The organism is Oscillatoria sp. FACHB-1407, assembly GCF_014697545.1.
Classification (GTDB): Bacteria; Cyanobacteriota; Cyanobacteriia; order Elainellales; family Elainellaceae; genus FACHB-1407.
This window is the reverse complement of the sequence record NZ_JACJSA010000006.1, coordinates 18,848-34,738: the sequence shown is the minus strand read 5'-3', so window position 1 is coordinate 34,738 and position 15,891 is coordinate 18,848. Positions and strand designations below refer to the sequence as shown.

At 49.6% G+C, this 15,891-nt stretch carries 17 protein-coding genes; 8 read left to right on the top strand and 9 right to left on the bottom strand.

From position 1 onward, the window contains the following. Positions 1–37: 37 nt before the first annotated feature. Positions 38–352 (bottom strand): YkvA family protein, encoded by a 315-nt coding sequence (locus H6G89_RS11570; RefSeq protein WP_190506235.1) that lies wholly within the window; start codon positions 350–352, stop codon positions 38–40. A gap of 219 nt (positions 353–571) precedes the next feature. On the opposite strand from H6G89_RS11570, the gene H6G89_RS11565 reads away from it, so the two are divergent. The 3 genes from H6G89_RS11565 to H6G89_RS11555 all read left to right on the top strand — a co-directional run bounded on the left by H6G89_RS11565 (position 572) and on the right by H6G89_RS11555 (position 2,477). Beyond that, complete coding sequence (locus H6G89_RS11565) at positions 572–1,270, top strand: MotA/TolQ/ExbB proton channel family protein (protein WP_190506233.1); 699 nt, start codon at positions 572–574, stop codon at positions 1,268–1,270. Positions 1,271–1,342: 72 nt separating this feature from the next. Beyond that, entirely contained in the window at positions 1,343–1,951 is a 609-nt protein-coding gene (locus tag H6G89_RS11560; protein ID WP_190506231.1) for an ExbD/TolR family protein, read from the top strand. A gap of 142 nt (positions 1,952–2,093) precedes the next feature. Then, positions 2,094–2,477 carry a phage holin family protein gene (locus H6G89_RS11555; RefSeq protein WP_190506229.1) on the top strand — a complete coding sequence of 128 codons (384 nt, stop codon included), beginning with the start codon at positions 2,094–2,096 and terminating at the stop codon, positions 2,475–2,477. A gap of 45 nt (positions 2,478–2,522) precedes the next feature. Here H6G89_RS11555 and H6G89_RS11550 read toward each other — a convergent pair whose 3' ends face one another. Together H6G89_RS11550 and H6G89_RS11545 are read right to left on the bottom strand one after the other, a co-directional pair. Then, complete coding sequence (locus H6G89_RS11550; protein WP_190506227.1) at positions 2,523–2,846, bottom strand: hypothetical protein; 324 nt, start codon at positions 2,844–2,846, stop codon at positions 2,523–2,525. A 105-nt stretch (positions 2,847–2,951) separates the two neighbouring features. Next, positions 2,952–3,287, bottom strand: coding sequence for a hypothetical protein (locus H6G89_RS11545; RefSeq protein WP_190506225.1), 336 nt, complete (start codon positions 3,285–3,287; stop codon positions 2,952–2,954). A 265-nt stretch (positions 3,288–3,552) separates the two neighbouring features. Here H6G89_RS11545 and H6G89_RS11540 point away from each other — a divergent pair, with 265 nt between their 5' ends. Further along, on the top strand, positions 3,553–4,644 hold the full coding sequence (locus H6G89_RS11540; protein WP_190506223.1) for a Gfo/Idh/MocA family protein: 1,092 nt from the start codon (positions 3,553–3,555) through the stop codon (positions 4,642–4,644). A 397-nt stretch (positions 4,645–5,041) separates the two neighbouring features. On the opposite strand, the gene psb34 is transcribed toward H6G89_RS11540, so the two are convergent. Together psb34 and H6G89_RS11530 are read right to left on the bottom strand one after the other, a co-directional pair. Next, positions 5,042–5,212 (bottom strand): photosystem II assembly protein Psb34, encoded by a 171-nt coding sequence (psb34, locus tag H6G89_RS11535; protein WP_190506221.1) that lies wholly within the window; start codon positions 5,210–5,212, stop codon positions 5,042–5,044. A 341-nt stretch (positions 5,213–5,553) separates the two neighbouring features. After that, entirely contained in the window at positions 5,554–7,599 is a 2,046-nt protein-coding gene (locus tag H6G89_RS11530; RefSeq protein WP_190506219.1) for an amylo-alpha-1,6-glucosidase, read from the bottom strand. 279 nt (positions 7,600–7,878) lie between these two features. On the opposite strand from H6G89_RS11530, the gene H6G89_RS11525 reads away from it, so the two are divergent. Both H6G89_RS11525 and H6G89_RS11520 read left to right on the top strand, forming a co-directional pair. After that, a complete protein-coding gene (locus H6G89_RS11525) occupies positions 7,879–8,484 on the top strand; it encodes a peroxiredoxin (RefSeq protein WP_190506218.1) in 606 nt (201 codons plus the stop codon). Positions 8,485–8,693: 209 nt separating this feature from the next. Next, on the top strand, positions 8,694–9,275 hold the full coding sequence (locus H6G89_RS11520) for a redoxin domain-containing protein (protein ID WP_190506774.1): 582 nt from the start codon (positions 8,694–8,696) through the stop codon (positions 9,273–9,275). Here H6G89_RS11520 and H6G89_RS35675 read toward each other — a convergent pair. After that, positions 9,254–9,388 carry a hypothetical protein gene (locus H6G89_RS35675; RefSeq protein WP_255519396.1) on the bottom strand — a complete coding sequence of 45 codons (135 nt, stop codon included), beginning with the start codon at positions 9,386–9,388 and terminating at the stop codon, positions 9,254–9,256. The genes H6G89_RS11520 and H6G89_RS35675 overlap by 22 nt on opposite strands. A 235-nt stretch (positions 9,389–9,623) precedes the next feature. Between H6G89_RS35675 and H6G89_RS11515 the strand changes: the two genes are divergently transcribed. Next, positions 9,624–11,927 carry an ATP-binding protein gene (locus H6G89_RS11515; protein ID WP_190506216.1) on the top strand — a complete coding sequence of 768 codons (2,304 nt, stop codon included), beginning with the start codon at positions 9,624–9,626 and terminating at the stop codon, positions 11,925–11,927. Positions 11,928–12,282: 355 nt separating this feature from the next. On the opposite strand, the gene H6G89_RS11510 is transcribed toward H6G89_RS11515, so the two are convergent. Continuing rightward, positions 12,283–12,558, bottom strand: coding sequence for a hypothetical protein (locus tag H6G89_RS11510; RefSeq protein ID WP_190506214.1), 276 nt, complete (start codon positions 12,556–12,558; stop codon positions 12,283–12,285). Positions 12,559–12,742: 184 nt separating this feature from the next. Here H6G89_RS11510 and H6G89_RS11505 point away from each other — a divergent pair, with 184 nt between their 5' ends. After that, the gene (locus H6G89_RS11505) at positions 12,743–13,498 is read left to right on the top strand and encodes a DUF429 domain-containing protein (protein ID WP_190506212.1); all 756 of its coding nucleotides are present in this window, start codon (positions 12,743–12,745) and stop codon (positions 13,496–13,498) included. 119 nt (positions 13,499–13,617) lie between these two features. Here the strand turns inward: H6G89_RS11505 and nfi are convergent, their stop codons facing one another. After that, positions 13,618–14,328, bottom strand: a complete 711-nt coding sequence (gene nfi, locus H6G89_RS11500) for a deoxyribonuclease V (protein ID WP_190506210.1) — start codon at positions 14,326–14,328, stop codon at positions 13,618–13,620. A gap of 104 nt (positions 14,329–14,432) precedes the next feature. Then, entirely contained in the window at positions 14,433–15,812 is a 1,380-nt protein-coding gene (locus tag H6G89_RS11495) for a UDP-glucose dehydrogenase family protein (RefSeq protein WP_190506207.1), read from the bottom strand. Between the last annotated feature and the right edge of the window lie 79 nt (positions 15,813–15,891).

Here is a 15,891-nt window from a genome sequence, read left to right as displayed (position 1 = left end):
ATCCGCGATCGCATTGTCTTCCTAGGCTCAACCGAGCTTATTCAACTGAAACAGCGTTGACATCTACAGGCTCAGTACCACTGGTCGAGGGATGACCAACCGATTCAGCAGGAGATACAGATTGGGATTTGCTGGTTTTGACGCGATCGATCAATAACTGTGAGATCTCAGATACCAGCAGCGTAATCAGCACTACGTCGTCAATCTGCCCAATAATGGGTAAAAAGTCTGGAGCAATATCAATGGGTGAAATCAGATAAGCAGCTGTTGCTAGAATGATCCACCAGCGATATTTAGGATTGCGGATAGTTTGGCGATACCAGTCGTACAGGGCTTGAACAGAAACTTTCATGGGGTGTCCTCCAATCACCCCTTTATTCTTACAAATTCCCCCCAGAACTTCCGGTGCAGATATCCGTCTGTTTATACCTGGAGAATACTATCCTGAACATGGAGTAAAGCATCCGAAATCTAATTTTTGGTATTGTGTGACCGTTAAGTCTTTAGAATTGACCTGATGTTGTCTTGGGTTCGCCTGAAGACACAGTCGTTAAGGAGGTAGGACAAGATTGTGAATATACCTGAATTATTTGCTGATGCAGGCATTGTGGCTTTGCCCCTATTGTTGCTCTCAATTTTGTCATTGGGTGTTGCGATCGAGCGGATTTGGTTTTGGTCAAAAATCTTGACCCATGAGCGCGAGATTGCAGGTCGCATTATCGAGGCAGCCCGACGAGATTGGTCTGCGGCGGCTGATATCGCTCAAAAATCGAACAATCAACCCATTGGGCGGTTCCTCAATTCTGCGTTGGAGATGAAAAACCCTGAACCAGAGGTGTTTCAGCTTGCATTAGAAGCTGCTGCTGATGAAGAGTTGGCAGCGATGCAACGAGGTAACAAGATTTTAGAATCGGCGATCGCCATTGCTCCCCTACTCGGTCTGCTGGGCACGGTGTTGGGTTTAATCCGATCGCTCGGAGATATTCGGTTGGGTGATATCATCACGGGTTCCGCCACAGGAGTAACGCAAGGTATTTCAGAAGCCCTGGTCAGTACAGCGTTTGGCTTGATTGTGGCACTGACCAGTCTGGCCTTTTACCGCGTGTTTCAGGGGCTAGTGCATGGGCAGGCTAAACTGTTTCGTAAGTCTGGCAACGAATTGGAACTGCTCTACCGTAAAGACTGGTCAATCCATAAAGGAAAAATGGATACCACAAATCCTACTGTTTCAGAACAAAAACCTGCTGGTGGCGACTTCGTGACTTCTTGAACCGTTACTTCCACTAACGCATGATCTGGATGGGCGAGATGCCGTCCGTTACCTCCACTCTCTTCTACGGTTATGAAAATCAACTTAGACAACCCCGAATCGGACGTTCGCATCGAGTTATTGCCGCTGATTGACGTCATTTTCTGTATTTTGACCTTCTTCATCTTGGCGGCGATGGCTGTGACTCGGCAGACTGCCATTAACGTCGATTTGCCACAAGCAACAACTGGGGCAACGCAGATGCGCGACATGATGATTGTCAGTGTTGATCCGGTGGGACAAACCTATATTGATCAGCAACCCGTTACACGAGAGCAACTGTATCAAGCCTTAGTGGATTATCAAACCGCTAACCCTCAAGGGTTGATGGTGTTATACGCCTCACGGTTGTCAAGCTACAACGATGTAGTGCAGGTGTTGGACTTATTGCGCTCGGTAGGGGGCGATCGCGTCGCGCTGGCTACCTTGCCGAACGGCAACGATGCTGCCCAACCAGAAGGTTCTGAATTAGAGATTCCTACAACGCCAGGGTTAGATCCTGCAAATCCCTATGCCCCTTACGGCATTCCTGGAGGCAGTGATCCATTCAATCCCAGTTATGATCCGAGTCAGCCTTTATTTCCTCTGGAACCCTCACCCAATTCTGGTTCCAGCAATCCACTTCAACCAACTACCCCTTAGTAAACTGTCAGCTTTGCAACAGACACCTGACATTAAGTGATGTCTAGCTAACTTGATTAAACCGTCTGGAATCAGAGAAAATAAGGGCGGTTTTTAACCAGCTATGACAAATTAATGTTTCATGGTGGGGAGCTTCTAATTTATGAATTGGTTAATCGGACTAGTAGTTGTCTGGCTTGTCACAGCTGTCAGCCTATTTATCATTTCCAAACTGCCGTTAGGAATTGACATTGATAGCTTTAACAAAGCCCTGGTTTCTTCAGCTGTATTTGGAATTTTAAACGCGATTTTGGGTCCCATCTTGAGGTTTTTGGGCGCACCGATTACCTTCCTGACCCTGGGATTATTTGCGATCGTCATCAACGGCTTTATTTTTGGCTTGGCTGCCTGGTTGGTACAGGGTTTCCGCCTGCGCTGGGGCATTTGGAGCGCACTGTTAGGGGGATTTCTCCTGGGAATTATTAATGCCCTGATTTTCAGAATACTGGGTGGCATTCTCCCAGGGTTTGCCTCGTTTGCTTCTTAGATTTCCACGTTGTATCGGTTTGTTTTCTCAAGTATTGGGTTTTGATCACCCTGGCAAAAGAAAACTGCTGATGAAAGAGAACACCAGAATCAACGTCATCATTCCCGCGATCGCCCACCCCAAGGAACGAGCCACAAAGCGAATCCGGGTGAGGGCAATCCAAACTGGAATTTGAATCATCGTTCCCAGGATTAGCCACAGTTCTAGTCCTGGGATTTTTAATGCCTCAAATAGGCTACCTCGATTGGCAATCAGGAGTAGCAGGACAAGGTACGATGCTCCGGCGAAGGTGGCGATCGTCCCACAAACCACCAGAGTGACAACCATTCCTTGCACCAGGTAACGGAGATCGTGCTGGAAACTATTCATAAAAAAGAAAGGATAAGCGATGGAGGATGAAGGATAAGTAGGGAAAAAGAAGAGAAGGGGAGAGGCGCGGTGTATCGCATCTGAAGAAACAAAGCGGGAAAAGAGCTATCCGACCGCTACGATTCCAATGAGGTATGCACCCGCGATCGCCCCCATCATACCAATGGAAACAAATCCAACCAATCGTGGGATGATATGAAATTCTGTTAACACACCCAAATACAACAACTCGGCAGTGGTGATGACTAGAAACACCCCCAGTGCGCCAGAGCAATAATCGGCTTCCCACATACTGAAGGGGTTGGGAACCCGTTCTTCCACATCCATACAAGTCATAAAGCCGATTCCGATAGCTGATGCGACTGCACCCACGACTGCCACCAGCACTGCAAAACTCTTTGCCAAACTCAAGCTGTATGTTTTCAATTTGTACCTACTCATAGAGGTTGAATGGGTCGTTCTGCAATCAGGCTTCATCAACGAAATACGGGTTCTTGCAAGGGATTCCCGGAACTAAACAACACAAAACAATAGAGTGACATCCGGTTAACGATTTGTGATTTTTTATACAGGCTCAACCACTGATTGATTTGGCACTGGAGCAATGGGCGAGAGGCCCTTCAGCCATTGTTTAACCATTGTGAAGTGTGACCAATCCAGGGAGAATAGGTCATGATGCTGCTCAATGGTTTACGGCAAGAGGATCATGGCTCAATCTACGATTGGTGTTGCTGTCGTTGGAACTGGATTTGGTCAAAAAATTCACATTCCCGGATTGCAAGCCCACCACCGCACTCAAGTCGTTGCGGTTTATCATCGCGATCTGCAAAAGGCCCAGGCGATCGCTTCTGCCCACAGCATTCCCCATGCCTGCTCCAGCCTTGATCAAATCTTCGCCCTACCCGAAGTCCAGGCTGTTAGTATCTCAACTCCCCCGTTTTTACACTACGAGATGGGGCAGACCGTGTTGAATGCAGGAAAGCATTTGCTGTTGGAAAAACCCACTGCCCTATCAGTGACAGAAGCACAAGCTCTACAGGATCTGGCGATCGCTCAGGGAGTCGTCACTGCTCTTGATTTTGAGTTTCGCTTTGTGCCCGCGTGGCAACGATTAGCAGAACTACTGGCAGAGGGGTTTGTGGGTCAACCCCGATTAATCAACATTGATTGGCTGGTGTCGAGCCGAGCGGATGCCAGCAAACCATGGAATTGGTATGCCCGTAAAGACCAGGGCGGTGGTGCGTTAGGGGCGATCGGGTCTCACGCCTTTGACTACGTGTCCTGGTTGTTTGGTCCGGTGCGGCGACTGTGGGGGCGGTTGAGTACGGCGATCGCCACTCGTGTTGATCCAATAACTGGGGAAGCAAAGTCCGTCGATTCCGATGACACCTGTAATCTCGTGCTGGAGTTGATGGATGGAACGCCCTGCAACCTGTCGTTGAGTTCGGTGGCGTTTCAGGGACGGGGGCACTGGGTTGAGGTGTATGGCGATCGCGGCACGTTAGTTTTAGGCAGCGACAACCAGAGTGACTACGTTCATGGATTTAAGCTCTGGGCAGCACCTGTGGGACAACCCCTCGTCGAAGTCGAGATTCCAGCCCGACTGGAATTTCCTAAAACTTATCCAGATGGGCGGCTGGCTCCATTTATTCGAGTGGTCGATCGGTGGATTGAGGCGATCGACCGGGGAGAATCTCTTGCCCCTTCCTTACAGGAAGGCGTTTATTCGCAATTACTGATGGACTTGACCCATCAATCCAACGAGACAGGTCGTTGGGTTGAGGTGCCGGAGAAGTAAGAGGGAAGAGGGAAAAAAGAAGAAAGAAATAAGGATGAAGAATAAGAGATGAAAGGGAGTTCATGAGGGGCTGATAGCGATCGCACAACGTCTTACCGAACGTGAATTCAGGATAAGATTTCGGCGGTTAAAACCGCCGCTATCGGAGCAAAATCGATCGCGTCGGTTCGTCAAATCCTGCATTTTCCGGAGTTCGCGTCGGCGGACTTCGCTCTAGTAGCCGCGAATTCATTCGCCGGGCTCTTCAACCGAACTGACGTTACCGAGATGCAAGACGGGCAGAGCAAACCGATTCTCTCTTCTGCATGGTCTGTTCCCTATACAACAATCCCCAGGGTTGACGATTCACCTGGGGATTGCTTGCTGGTGCGGAGATGACTATTTAACTACAGCACGATTAGCTAACGGCAAGCGCAACGAGAACAAGGGTGCTGACAAACAGAGTGGCAGCTGCACCCAGGAGAGCATAGCGTTGTTGCTGCATGGGCGAAGGATATTCAGCGTAATAAAGAGCAGGTTCAGAAGCGTAGTTATTCAATTGACCTTGTTCATTAATAGTGGTGTACATAGCAGTTCATCCTTAGTGGTGTAACCTTATGTAAACTAATGTAAACAAAATGTTACGAAACATCAAGTAAACTTGCATAAAAAAGTGTTTGGTGCTAGCTAAGTATTTCTTATCAGCTCTCGAAAGCAAACCAACAAATGGGTTAGGGCGGTTCGTGAACCGCCCCTACGGATACATCGATAGGTAGCCTAAGCCCACGGAACCACATCAAACCAGGCAACCCTGTTAAACCTGGCAAACATTTTTCTGACCACCTTCTGTAGCAACTGAAAGGTTGGTTAGGGCAGAGTGCAGGGGTGGAATCCCTACATTCCCTTGTATTAACGGTCTCGACAGTTGCTCTAAATGTCGTTCCAGTGGCGAATTAATTCAGCGACAGACCACGCCTGGGCGATCGCCCCTTGAGCAGTATGAGGGAAATCACCATCAAAAATCTCTGAAATGGTTCCCAGTCCAACTTGATGTTGCAGGTGATCTAACAGGCGATCGCTCCTCCAGGGAAGGGGGTCTGCTGGGTAAAACCGTTTCCAGGCGCGAATGAAGGGACCAATCAACCAACTCCAAACCGTGCCCTGATGATAGGCGCGATCGCGGTGCCGTGAATTGCCTGCATAACGACCGATATAAGCGGGATGAAAGGGGTCAAGCGATCGCAACCCATAGGGGGTAAGGAGGCGATCGCGGGCAATCTGCAACCCCTGCTGTGCTTGTTGGGTTGAGAAACCGCAGTGATATAGAGACAGGGCAATAACCGCATTTGGGCGAATGGAACCATCGGGGCAATCGTTGGGTTCGATGCGATCGTAAAAGTAGCTGTACTCCGCATTCCAAAACTTTTGCAGCGAGGCTTTCACTTGCTCCGCCTGTTGAGCATAGCGGCGAGCCTGATTGCCTAATTTAAGAATCTCGTCTTCATCCTGACTCATCTGTTGCAACCGTTCTGCCCATTGCTGTGCCCAACATAGAGCAGAGTACCAGAGAGCATTAATCTCAATCGGTTTTCCCTGACGAGGGGTAACGGGTTGCCCATCCACCAGGGCATCCATCCAGGTCAGAGCAACGCCCGGAAACTCCCAGGTGACTAGCCCATCAAAGGCATCAATGCGGATGTGGTAGGATGTGCCTGCCATGAAGGATTTGTAGATGCGGCGGACGATAGGATATTGTTCCTGCAAAAAGTCCCAATCTTGAGTGGCTTCGAGATACAAGCCGAGGGTTTCAATCCACCACAGAACCGCATCCAGGCTATTGTAAGCAGGGTCAGAACCCGCATCCGGAAACGTGTTAGGAATTAAGCCATCCTGACAGTATTTGCCAAAGGTTTCGAGCAAGCCCTTTGCCAGAGAAAACTGTTGGGTCGTTAACGCTAAACCGGGGAGAGCGATCAGCGTGTCTCGTCCCCAATCGTTAAACCAGTGATATCCAGCGATAACCGTCGGACCGTTGATCGACGCTCGATAGGTGATGAATTGATCACCCGCTTGCAACAGTTGCCGCAACATTGCCATTTTTTCTGGTTTGTGCGGGTGCTTGAGGGCAAATTGCTCTAACGCCGGGGTGAGGCGATCGCTCAGGCGTTGCTGTTCGAGTTGCAGCGCATGATCAAAGGAGTGGCGATCGGGCAGGGGGTAGTGGATCGCAGCGGGAGGCTCAACTCTGCCTTCTAGCGTGACGCTCTCTCCAGGTTGCAACCGAACTGTGAGATAGCCCGGACTGAATAAATCTTCTTGATCACCCAATCCGCGTTGGGTTTCTTCGGGATAGCGGTAACTCCAATACCACACGGCATCGGGGTGATATTCCCCTTGAGTCCATGCTAGCTGCCACAATGTGCCAATCCAGTCACGGCGCATCGCTTGCAGATGAATACGCTGAGGCTCAATCACTTGAGAAAACTGGAGGTCGGGGTCGGCGTGTTGTTGGGCGTGAAAGTTGCGATCGCCAATGAGCGGTCTGAGCTTTAACACGGCAGCTTCTTGCCCATCATAGCGATAGCGGATCAAGACTCGATTACAACAGTGGGGGGTTGTGTCTTCTGTCAGGGACGACAACCCATGGGGCAGCAAAATCTCACGGGAAAACTGCCAGTCTGGGTGGCTCCAAACCCAATGTGGCGTAGGGTTGGTTTGAAAGGAGTGCAAGCGTTTATAACCGAGGGGGGCGATCGTGCCGCTGACCCAAATATTGGTGCCCAGTTCAAAACTCTGCCCAGACACTTCCAACGTGGCATCAATGCGCGACAGGAGGAGCGTCCGTTGCCCCGGAGGCTCTAAGGCTGCGATCAACCAACCGTGATAGGTGCGGGTGTGGGCATCACAAACTGTACCACTGGCAAATCCCCCCAATCCATTTGTAAGCAGCCACTCGCGCGTATCTATGCTGTCCATAAAGATTCTGTTGCAGGCTAGATTAGGTATTCTATCGAACCTGTCTCTACGTAAATTAAAGCCTGTCTCTAGAAATATAAATTTGAGATAAATCGTGGGGCGATCGCTTTAGTCAAAATCGTTATGACTATGATATATTCGTAACAGTTCGTAAATGCCTGGTGCCGCTTACAGGTTACAGTGCTGGGATGCACTGTCTGTGGCGTGTCATCACCTGCATTTAGCTCGTGAATCGATAAGTAGTCCCAGACGCAAGTTAGTTATTAGGAGAGTAACTGCATGACTCACCACAATGAAGGATGCCTTCGGGTTGGTCAAACCGCACCTGATTTTACAGCCACTGCCGTATACGACCAAGAATTCAAGACTATTAAGTTATCTGACTATCGCGGCAAATACGTCGTTTTATTCTTCTATCCCTTGGATTTCACCTTCGTTTGCCCTACTGAGATTACCGCATTTAGCGATCGCTACGAAGAGTTCAAATCCATCAACACCGAAGTTTTAGGCGTTTCTGTTGATAGCGAATTTTCTCACCTCGCTTGGATTCAAACGGATCGGAAGTCTGGCGGTGTAGGCGACCTGACCTATCCTCTGGTAGCTGACATCAAGAAAGAGATTAGCTCTGCATACAACGTGCTCGATCCCGATGCAGGGATTGCACTGCGTGGCTTGTTCATCATCGACAAAGATGGTGTGATTCAGCACGCTACTATCAACAACCTGGCATTTGGTCGCAGCGTTGATGAAACCCTCCGCACCCTGCAAGCGATCCAGTATGTGCAGTCTCACCCCGATGAAGTCTGCCCGGCGGGTTGGAAGCCTGGCGATGCAACCATGACTCCTGACCCTGTGAAGTCTAAAGAATACTTCTCGGCAGTTTAAGCAACCTGCTTAGTTTGAGTTCAATGGCTGCGATCGCAGTCTAAAATGTTCCGTCAAGCCTCAGTGTCATGGGTTAATACCTCCATGACATTGAGGTTTTTTCTTAGTTTTGCTCTAAGTTTGAATAGAGACACCAAGGTCATCCAAAATCGCAAATCTAAAATCCCAAATTGCTGTGTGCCATGACTGTGACAACGCCCGTAACAAATCTGTTCACGTCTACAGATTTTAGAGGTCTGTTTAATCAGCGGTTTTTTAATAACTTTTTGCCGATTCCGGCGACTAACAAGTTTAAGCTTGGCAGCCCTGCCCCTGCCTTTCAACTGCTCAACGTCAGCACCAGTCAACAAGTCAAATTGTCAGACTACACAGGCAACACCAACCCTGACCTCGAAGCCTGGAACCGTCCTGTCGTTCTAGCGTTTACGCGCATTTTCACCGAAAAGCAATACTGCCCGCTGTGTTATCCCCATATCAAAGCATTGAACGAAGCGTATGACGAGTTTTTGCAGCGGGGTGCGGAGGTTTTGATGATCACCAGCACCGATCAGAGACAGAGCAAAATTGTCATGCAGGATTTGGGCTTGCGAATGCCATTGTTAAGTGACCCCAGTTGTCGAGTGTTTCGTCTATATCAAGTAGGGCAAGCTCTGGGGGCACCCCTACCCGCCCAATTTGTGCTGGATCAACAGAGCCGTATTCGCGATCGCCACTTGTTCTCTTTTTTAGAACCCAATGCCCCAATTGAGCGGTTGCTGAGCGTGTTGGATCAGGTGATGAAAGGGGAATAAAGAGTGGGAAGTAGGGAGTAGGGAGTGGAAACCCAACGACCATTGACTATTGACCATTGACTCTTGACCATTGACTCTTGACCATTGACCATTGACCATTGACTCTTAACCATTGACCATTGACTATTGACTATTGACTATTGACCATTGACCATTGACCATTGACTATTGACCATTGACCATTGACTCTTGACCATCAACCACTAACCACTAACCATTCACCATCAACCATTCACTCCTCCGTCCCAATTTCTGACCACTTGGCTAACCCAACGGCAGGATGGTGTTGCGGGGAAACTCCCTCATAGTTAACTGGGTCACGACTTTTAGCCTCTGACTCAGCAGCACATGAAACTTGCAGGCAACCTCCAACACCGTGTTTCACTGGCTCAAACTCTATCAGTCTGGTTCAAACAAATCAGCACTTCAACCGAATCCGCTGAATACGAAGCGTGGCAACGACAATTTTTGATTAATCGCTTGCAGTTGTCGAGCCGCCTCATTTTCTACTTCTTCTTGAGCGCGATCGCGTTGATGTTGCTGGTGCCGCAATATTTTGACAGTTGGTTTTGGTTTATTGGTGATGTTGTCACATTAGGCAGTGCTGCGTTCTGTTTATACCTGCAAAAAACTCGGCTCGGTCGTGCCCATCCAGATGCATTGTTTTTAGGACTGTCCTGGGCAGTGATCTGGTTCAGTCAACTGCGAATCTCCATCCTGGGACATGCGATTCCAAATATCAGCATTTGGTCGCTGGTCTTTTTAACCTTTGCAGTGGCGATCCCAATTCGGTGGCGATTGCATTTAATCTCACACCTCGGTGCTCTGACTCTATACACTGCTCTCAATATCGGGTTTGGGCAGTTTCCTACGATTTCAACAATCGATCTAGTGATGATCTGGATGTTTATCTTCTGGATCTCGTTTTGCTGCATCTTGGGCGTCTATCTCTATGAGCGGTTGCGACGAGGGGAGTTTGAAGCCCGACGCGAGTTACAAACCCTGATTCAAACCATATCCCATGACTTGCGATCGCCCACCTTAAAGAATTTGGAGTTATTGAAACAATCCCTGGAGCAAACGGGAGAGCAAATTGCGATCGCCCGTGACACATTAGATGAGATTTATCAGAGCAGCAATCGCCAACTGACTTTAATCGAATTGTTGTTAGAGCAAGCCAGAGGAACTGCAAAACAGAGCTACACTTCAGTGGCATCAGCGACATTGCAAAACACCTGGTTAGCCAGTCAATATCGGGCGATCGCAACCCTGCTAAATTCCATCGCTCAACGGTTGTGGGCAACCCCTCTAAAACGGCTCAGTCAGCTATTTCTGCTTCAGCCAGTTACCCAATTCAAATTTGTCATTCCGGAAGACGACCTTTCGTCATCGGTAGACTACAGGTTGTGGCGATACCACTTCTTAATTAATCGTTTGCAACTTGTGGGATGGGTTGGGCTAGGGGCATTATGCACACTCGGTCTTCCAGCTATTTACAGTGCGATCGTTGACCCCAACAAATGGTTGGATCTAATGCCCTATGGAGTAATTGGTACCCTTTTACTCCTGTGGGTATTATTTTACCGCAGTCGTTTTGGACGCAGTCAACCTGATCTGGCATTTTTAGGATTGGTGCTAACCTTCACTGTAGGTGTCCAGGTGGGAACTGCATTCATGGGTTTGCGCTCCCCAGAGGCATTCATTTGGACAGTTATCTTTCTGATGGTAGCGACCTTGATTCCGGTGCGGTGGAAGTTGCATGTCCTGGCGCAATTGCTGACGATCGCCGCTTATTTGCTGCTGGTATTGATGGTTGGTCCTGACCCGATGATGCGCGATATCGATGCGATCGGCACAACCTGGTATGTCGGTTGGGTCTGTTTGATCTGCGACCTGGGGGTCTATACCTATGAGCGGTTGCAACGGGCTGAGTTTGAGTCACGGCGACAACTTCAGGTATTTTTGCACTCAGTTACCCACGACCTGCGAACTCCAGTCATCGGCACAGCGATGGTGTTAGGAAGTTTGCTCAAGAGGGCAAACGACCCAATCCTGATGTCGCGATCGGCTCTAGAACGGATTATTCAGGGGGGCGATCGCCAGATGCGGCTGATCGACTCTCTACTGGAGGCACACGTCAGTGCTAAAGCTGAGATGCGCTACCAACCCCAGGCGATCGCATTAGCTCTCATTGCCCAAGCGGTGGTCGCCGATGTCGAGCCACTCGTGCTCCAGAGCCGAGCCACCCTGACCAATCTGATCTCTACAACTGAAGTGATTGTTCAGGCTGATCCAACTCAGCTTTGGCGAGTCTTTGAGAACCTGATCACCAATGCGCTGAAGTACAATCCGCCAGGGGTCAATGTTATCCTCAACGCCACGATTGAGGGGGATTATATGCGCTGCACTATCGAAGACAGCGGCATTGGCATCAGCCCCGACTTGAAAGATCGCCTGTTTGACCTCTACTCGCGTGGCACCCACAATCGGCGATCGCCCGGTCTGGGCTTAGGGTTGTACCTTTGTCGTCAGATTATCAACGCTCATCATGGCGAAATTGGCGTAAACAGCACCCCCGGTCAGGGGACGACATTCTGGTTTACGTTGCCCCTCAGAGACGCGATGCATCGCGTCCCTTCTATCGGAGATTAATCGCATCCCTTCTGTTGGCGTTGCTGAATGTAGATAGGCTTCTTAAAAACTGACCACCGCTGTAGGGACGCTTCGCGAAACGCCCTTACAGGTATTTTGTTCCTGAAAATCTCCCTAAGTCTTTAGGGGCATGGATTAAAGAGAAGGCAGTTTTTTGGAAGGGGTTTGGCAATGCCAAACCCGTACAGCAGGGGATTTGCTTTGGTCAGAAAGCTTAAGTCAAAGGCAATGGCTCAAACCCTGATTCTGGGGAGCTTTCTGACCCGCCTCCACCCCATCGCGTGTGGCTACGGCCATAACATCAGTTCGGTTTAAGAGCCTGGCGAATGAATTCGCGGTTATGAAACGACTCGATTTAAGGCAGTTCATTCACCTTAGGTATCGACTCGATCGTGGGTGATAGGGGTTGATTGGGCGAAGATACACTACGCACGGGTAAACCCTGCAACACCAGAACCATGACAAATGCGATTAACAGAACCCAAACGAAATCACTGGATTGTTTGTCATCTTTTTTAGGTTCAGTGAAGTCGCGTTTGAAATCGCACGCAAGGCATTGATACAGATCGTTTCGGCGTTCGACTAAGGCGTGTTTGCTGCACTTGGGGCAGTCTAGAATATGTGCTGACATGAGGTTATCTCCATTGGGGGCTTTCGGCGTCGTCAGTTATGGAAGTCCAAGATGTCAATCAAGATAGTAGAGGTCGCTTTTCCCTGAATTGCAACAATATTAAGTGCGGATAACGGGCGATCGCCTTATTGTAGATATCACTGAGTCGATCGAATTTTTCGCATAGACTGACCGCCCAACCCTTATGAAATTCTTAGGTGTTGATTTGGGTTGGACATCACAACCCAGTGGAGTGTGTTGCCTGAGTTTGCAGAATGAAACGTTGCAGTTACTTGACTTGCAGCGACTCGGTACGCTTGAGGAAGTTTTGACGTGGGTTGATCAATGGGTTCCAGATCAACAGCCTGCCGTGATTGCAGTTGATGCTCCTACCCTGATTCCCAATGCAACGGGAATGCGATTACCTGATCGCCTTGCTCACAAATACTTCGGTCGTTATCATGCAGGGTGCTATCCTGCCAATCAGGGGCTTCCCTTTGCTCAACGTACGATCGCCTTCGGACTCAGCCTGGAACAGCGAGGGTTCCTGCACGCTCCAGAGATACACCCCCAACAGCCCGGACGCTATCAAATCGAAGTGTTTCCCCATCCGGCAATGGTGCATCTGTTTCAGCTCGATCGCATTCTGAAATATAAGAAAGGTACTGTTGCTGAGCGATCGGTCGAATTGAACCGACTCCGTCAATATCTTCTCGAAACCTTGCCTGTTTTAACTCCCGCCCTTCCACTTCGTCAGAGTGATGGAGTGCCGCTGTTACCCGAAATACCCACGCGCGGGACTGCGATGAAAGCCGTTGAAGACCAGCTTGACAGCCTGATCTGTGCTTATGTTGCTGCCCATTGGTGGTTTTGGGGAGTTGAGCGCAATTGGGTTTTGGGCGATCGCACCGAGGGCTACATCATTGTGCCAGCACCAAGAGGTGATGGGGCGATGGCGTGATGGGGCGATGGCGTGATGGGGTGATGGCGTGATGGGGTGATTCGTAAAGACGCGATCAATATCGTAAAGACGCGATTAATCGCGTCTCTCCTACTCCCTTACTCTCTTATGCTCTAACCCTACAAGCCCAGGCTCAACTGTTGCTGACCCAACTGGACAGGCTGATCCTTCATCTCCGATGCCAGCTTATGGGCAAATCGAGTGGTTTCTGGGAGGCGATATTTGGTGGTGCATTGCATCACGTAAGCGATCGCTGTTTTTAAACTGATGCGATGTCCTGGCGAAATGTAGAGAGGTTTGGTTCCAACCCGAGTGCGAACGACAGCACCAATCGTTTCACCTTTATGCTGCAATGGCACCCATGCGCCTTTTTCGTCGGGCACGTCTGCATGAGTTCCAACTAAAAGTGATTTGCCTACTCCAACACTGGGGATATTTGTCAACAATCCCAGATGACAGGCGATGCCCAGACGACGCGGATGAGCGGTTCCCTGTCCATCGCACAACAGCAGGTCAGGGATGATCTGCAACTGCTCCAATGCCTCTAATACAGCAGGAACTTCCCGAAAGGACAGTAACCCCGGAATGTACGGAAAGGAGGTGGGACGACGGGCGAGCACTTGTTCCTTAAGTTGCAACCGAGGAAAGGTCAGAACGGTCACTGCGGCTCGTGTGACTGTGCCGTCTTCTTCAAAACCAACGTCTACTCCTGCCACATGTTGAACAACTTCCAATTGATCGGTAGTAATCACTTCAGATTGAAGGCGATGTTGCAGGGCGATCGCCTCCTCAGCCGTTAAGTTCCACTCATGGCGTTGGTGAATTTTCATAATTTGCACCCGACGTGATAACCCATCTCCATAACACCATATTAAAAAGGGGCACGGCATAGCTGTGCCCCTGGAGTTAGACCTTACATTGAGAGAGTTGGGAATTAGCGACCGACGCCGACGTAGCGGAAGCCTGCTCGCTCCATAGCTTCCTGGTCAAGGAAGTTACGACCGTCGATGATCACGGGGTTGCTCATCAGCTTCGACATCTTGGCATAATCCAACGTGCGGAACTGTTTCCAGTCGGTCACGAGCACCAATGCATCGCAACCGTCTGCCAGACGCTCTGGGTCAGTTTCCACAATCACGTTCGACAGACCATGACGCAATCCGGTTTGGGAAACCAGTGGGTCAAATGCTTTAACCTTTGTACCCAAACGGCTCAAGTGCTCGATCAAGTCCAGAGCGGGAGCGTCACGCATGTCATCGGTGTCGGGTTTGAAGGTCAAGCCCAATAAACCAACCGTTTTACCCTTGAGAATCTTGAGGACTTGTTGCAGTTTCTCGATGGCGATCAAGCGTTGACGCTGGTTGACGCTGACGGCTGCTTTCAACAACTGTGCTTCGTAACCATAGTCATCAGCCGTGTGAATCAGAGCAGACACGTCTTTGGGGAAGCAAGAACCACCCCAGCCAATCCCAGCTTGCAAGAATTTGCCACCAATCCGGGAGTCTAGACCAATGCCCTTAGCTACTTGAGTGACATCGGCACCGACGCGATCGCAAATGTTTGCGACTTCGTTGATGAAGCTAATCTTGGTTGCCAGGAAAGCATTTGCGGCATACTTGACCATTTCTGCGGAGCTGAGGTCAGTCACCACAACAGGAACCGTGGGCAATGTCTGATCTTCAGCATACTCACGCGCCACAATGGGAGCATATAACTCCTTCATCAGAGCGATCGCCCGCTGGCTATTGCTGCCCAATACAATCCGGTCAGGGTTGAAGGTGTCATAAACCGCAGAGCCTTCGCGCAAGAACTCAGGGTTGCTGACGACATCAAAGTCTGCTTCGATTTCTACTGCTTCGCTGCTGCCTGCGGGAACCAGTGCCTTTTGCCGCTCAGCCACACCATCTAACGCAATCATGCGAACCCAGTCACCGGAACCAATGGGTACAGTTGATTTGTTGACAATGACTTTATAACCACCGTTGAGGTGTTGACCAATTCCCCGTGCAACCGCCTCTACATAGCGGGTATCACTTTCTCCAGTGGGCAGTGGAGGCGTACCTACTGCAATAAATAGGATTTCACCATGACCAACACCAGCCGCCAAATCGGTTGTGAACTCAATGCGTCCAGCCTGAATCGAAGATTGCATTAACTCTGACAATCCTGGCTCGAAGATGGGGGATTGACCAGATTGCATCAACTTGACTTTCTCTTCGTTGTTGTCAACACAAATCACATGATGTCCAATGTGAGCCAAGCAGACGCCAGTCACGAGACCAACATAACCAGTACCGATGACACAAACACGCATAGTTTAAGAAACTCCTCGTGATAGAGCAGGTAATTAAGACAGTAGAAATTGACTGGGAAAAGGGAGCAGCCCAAGAATT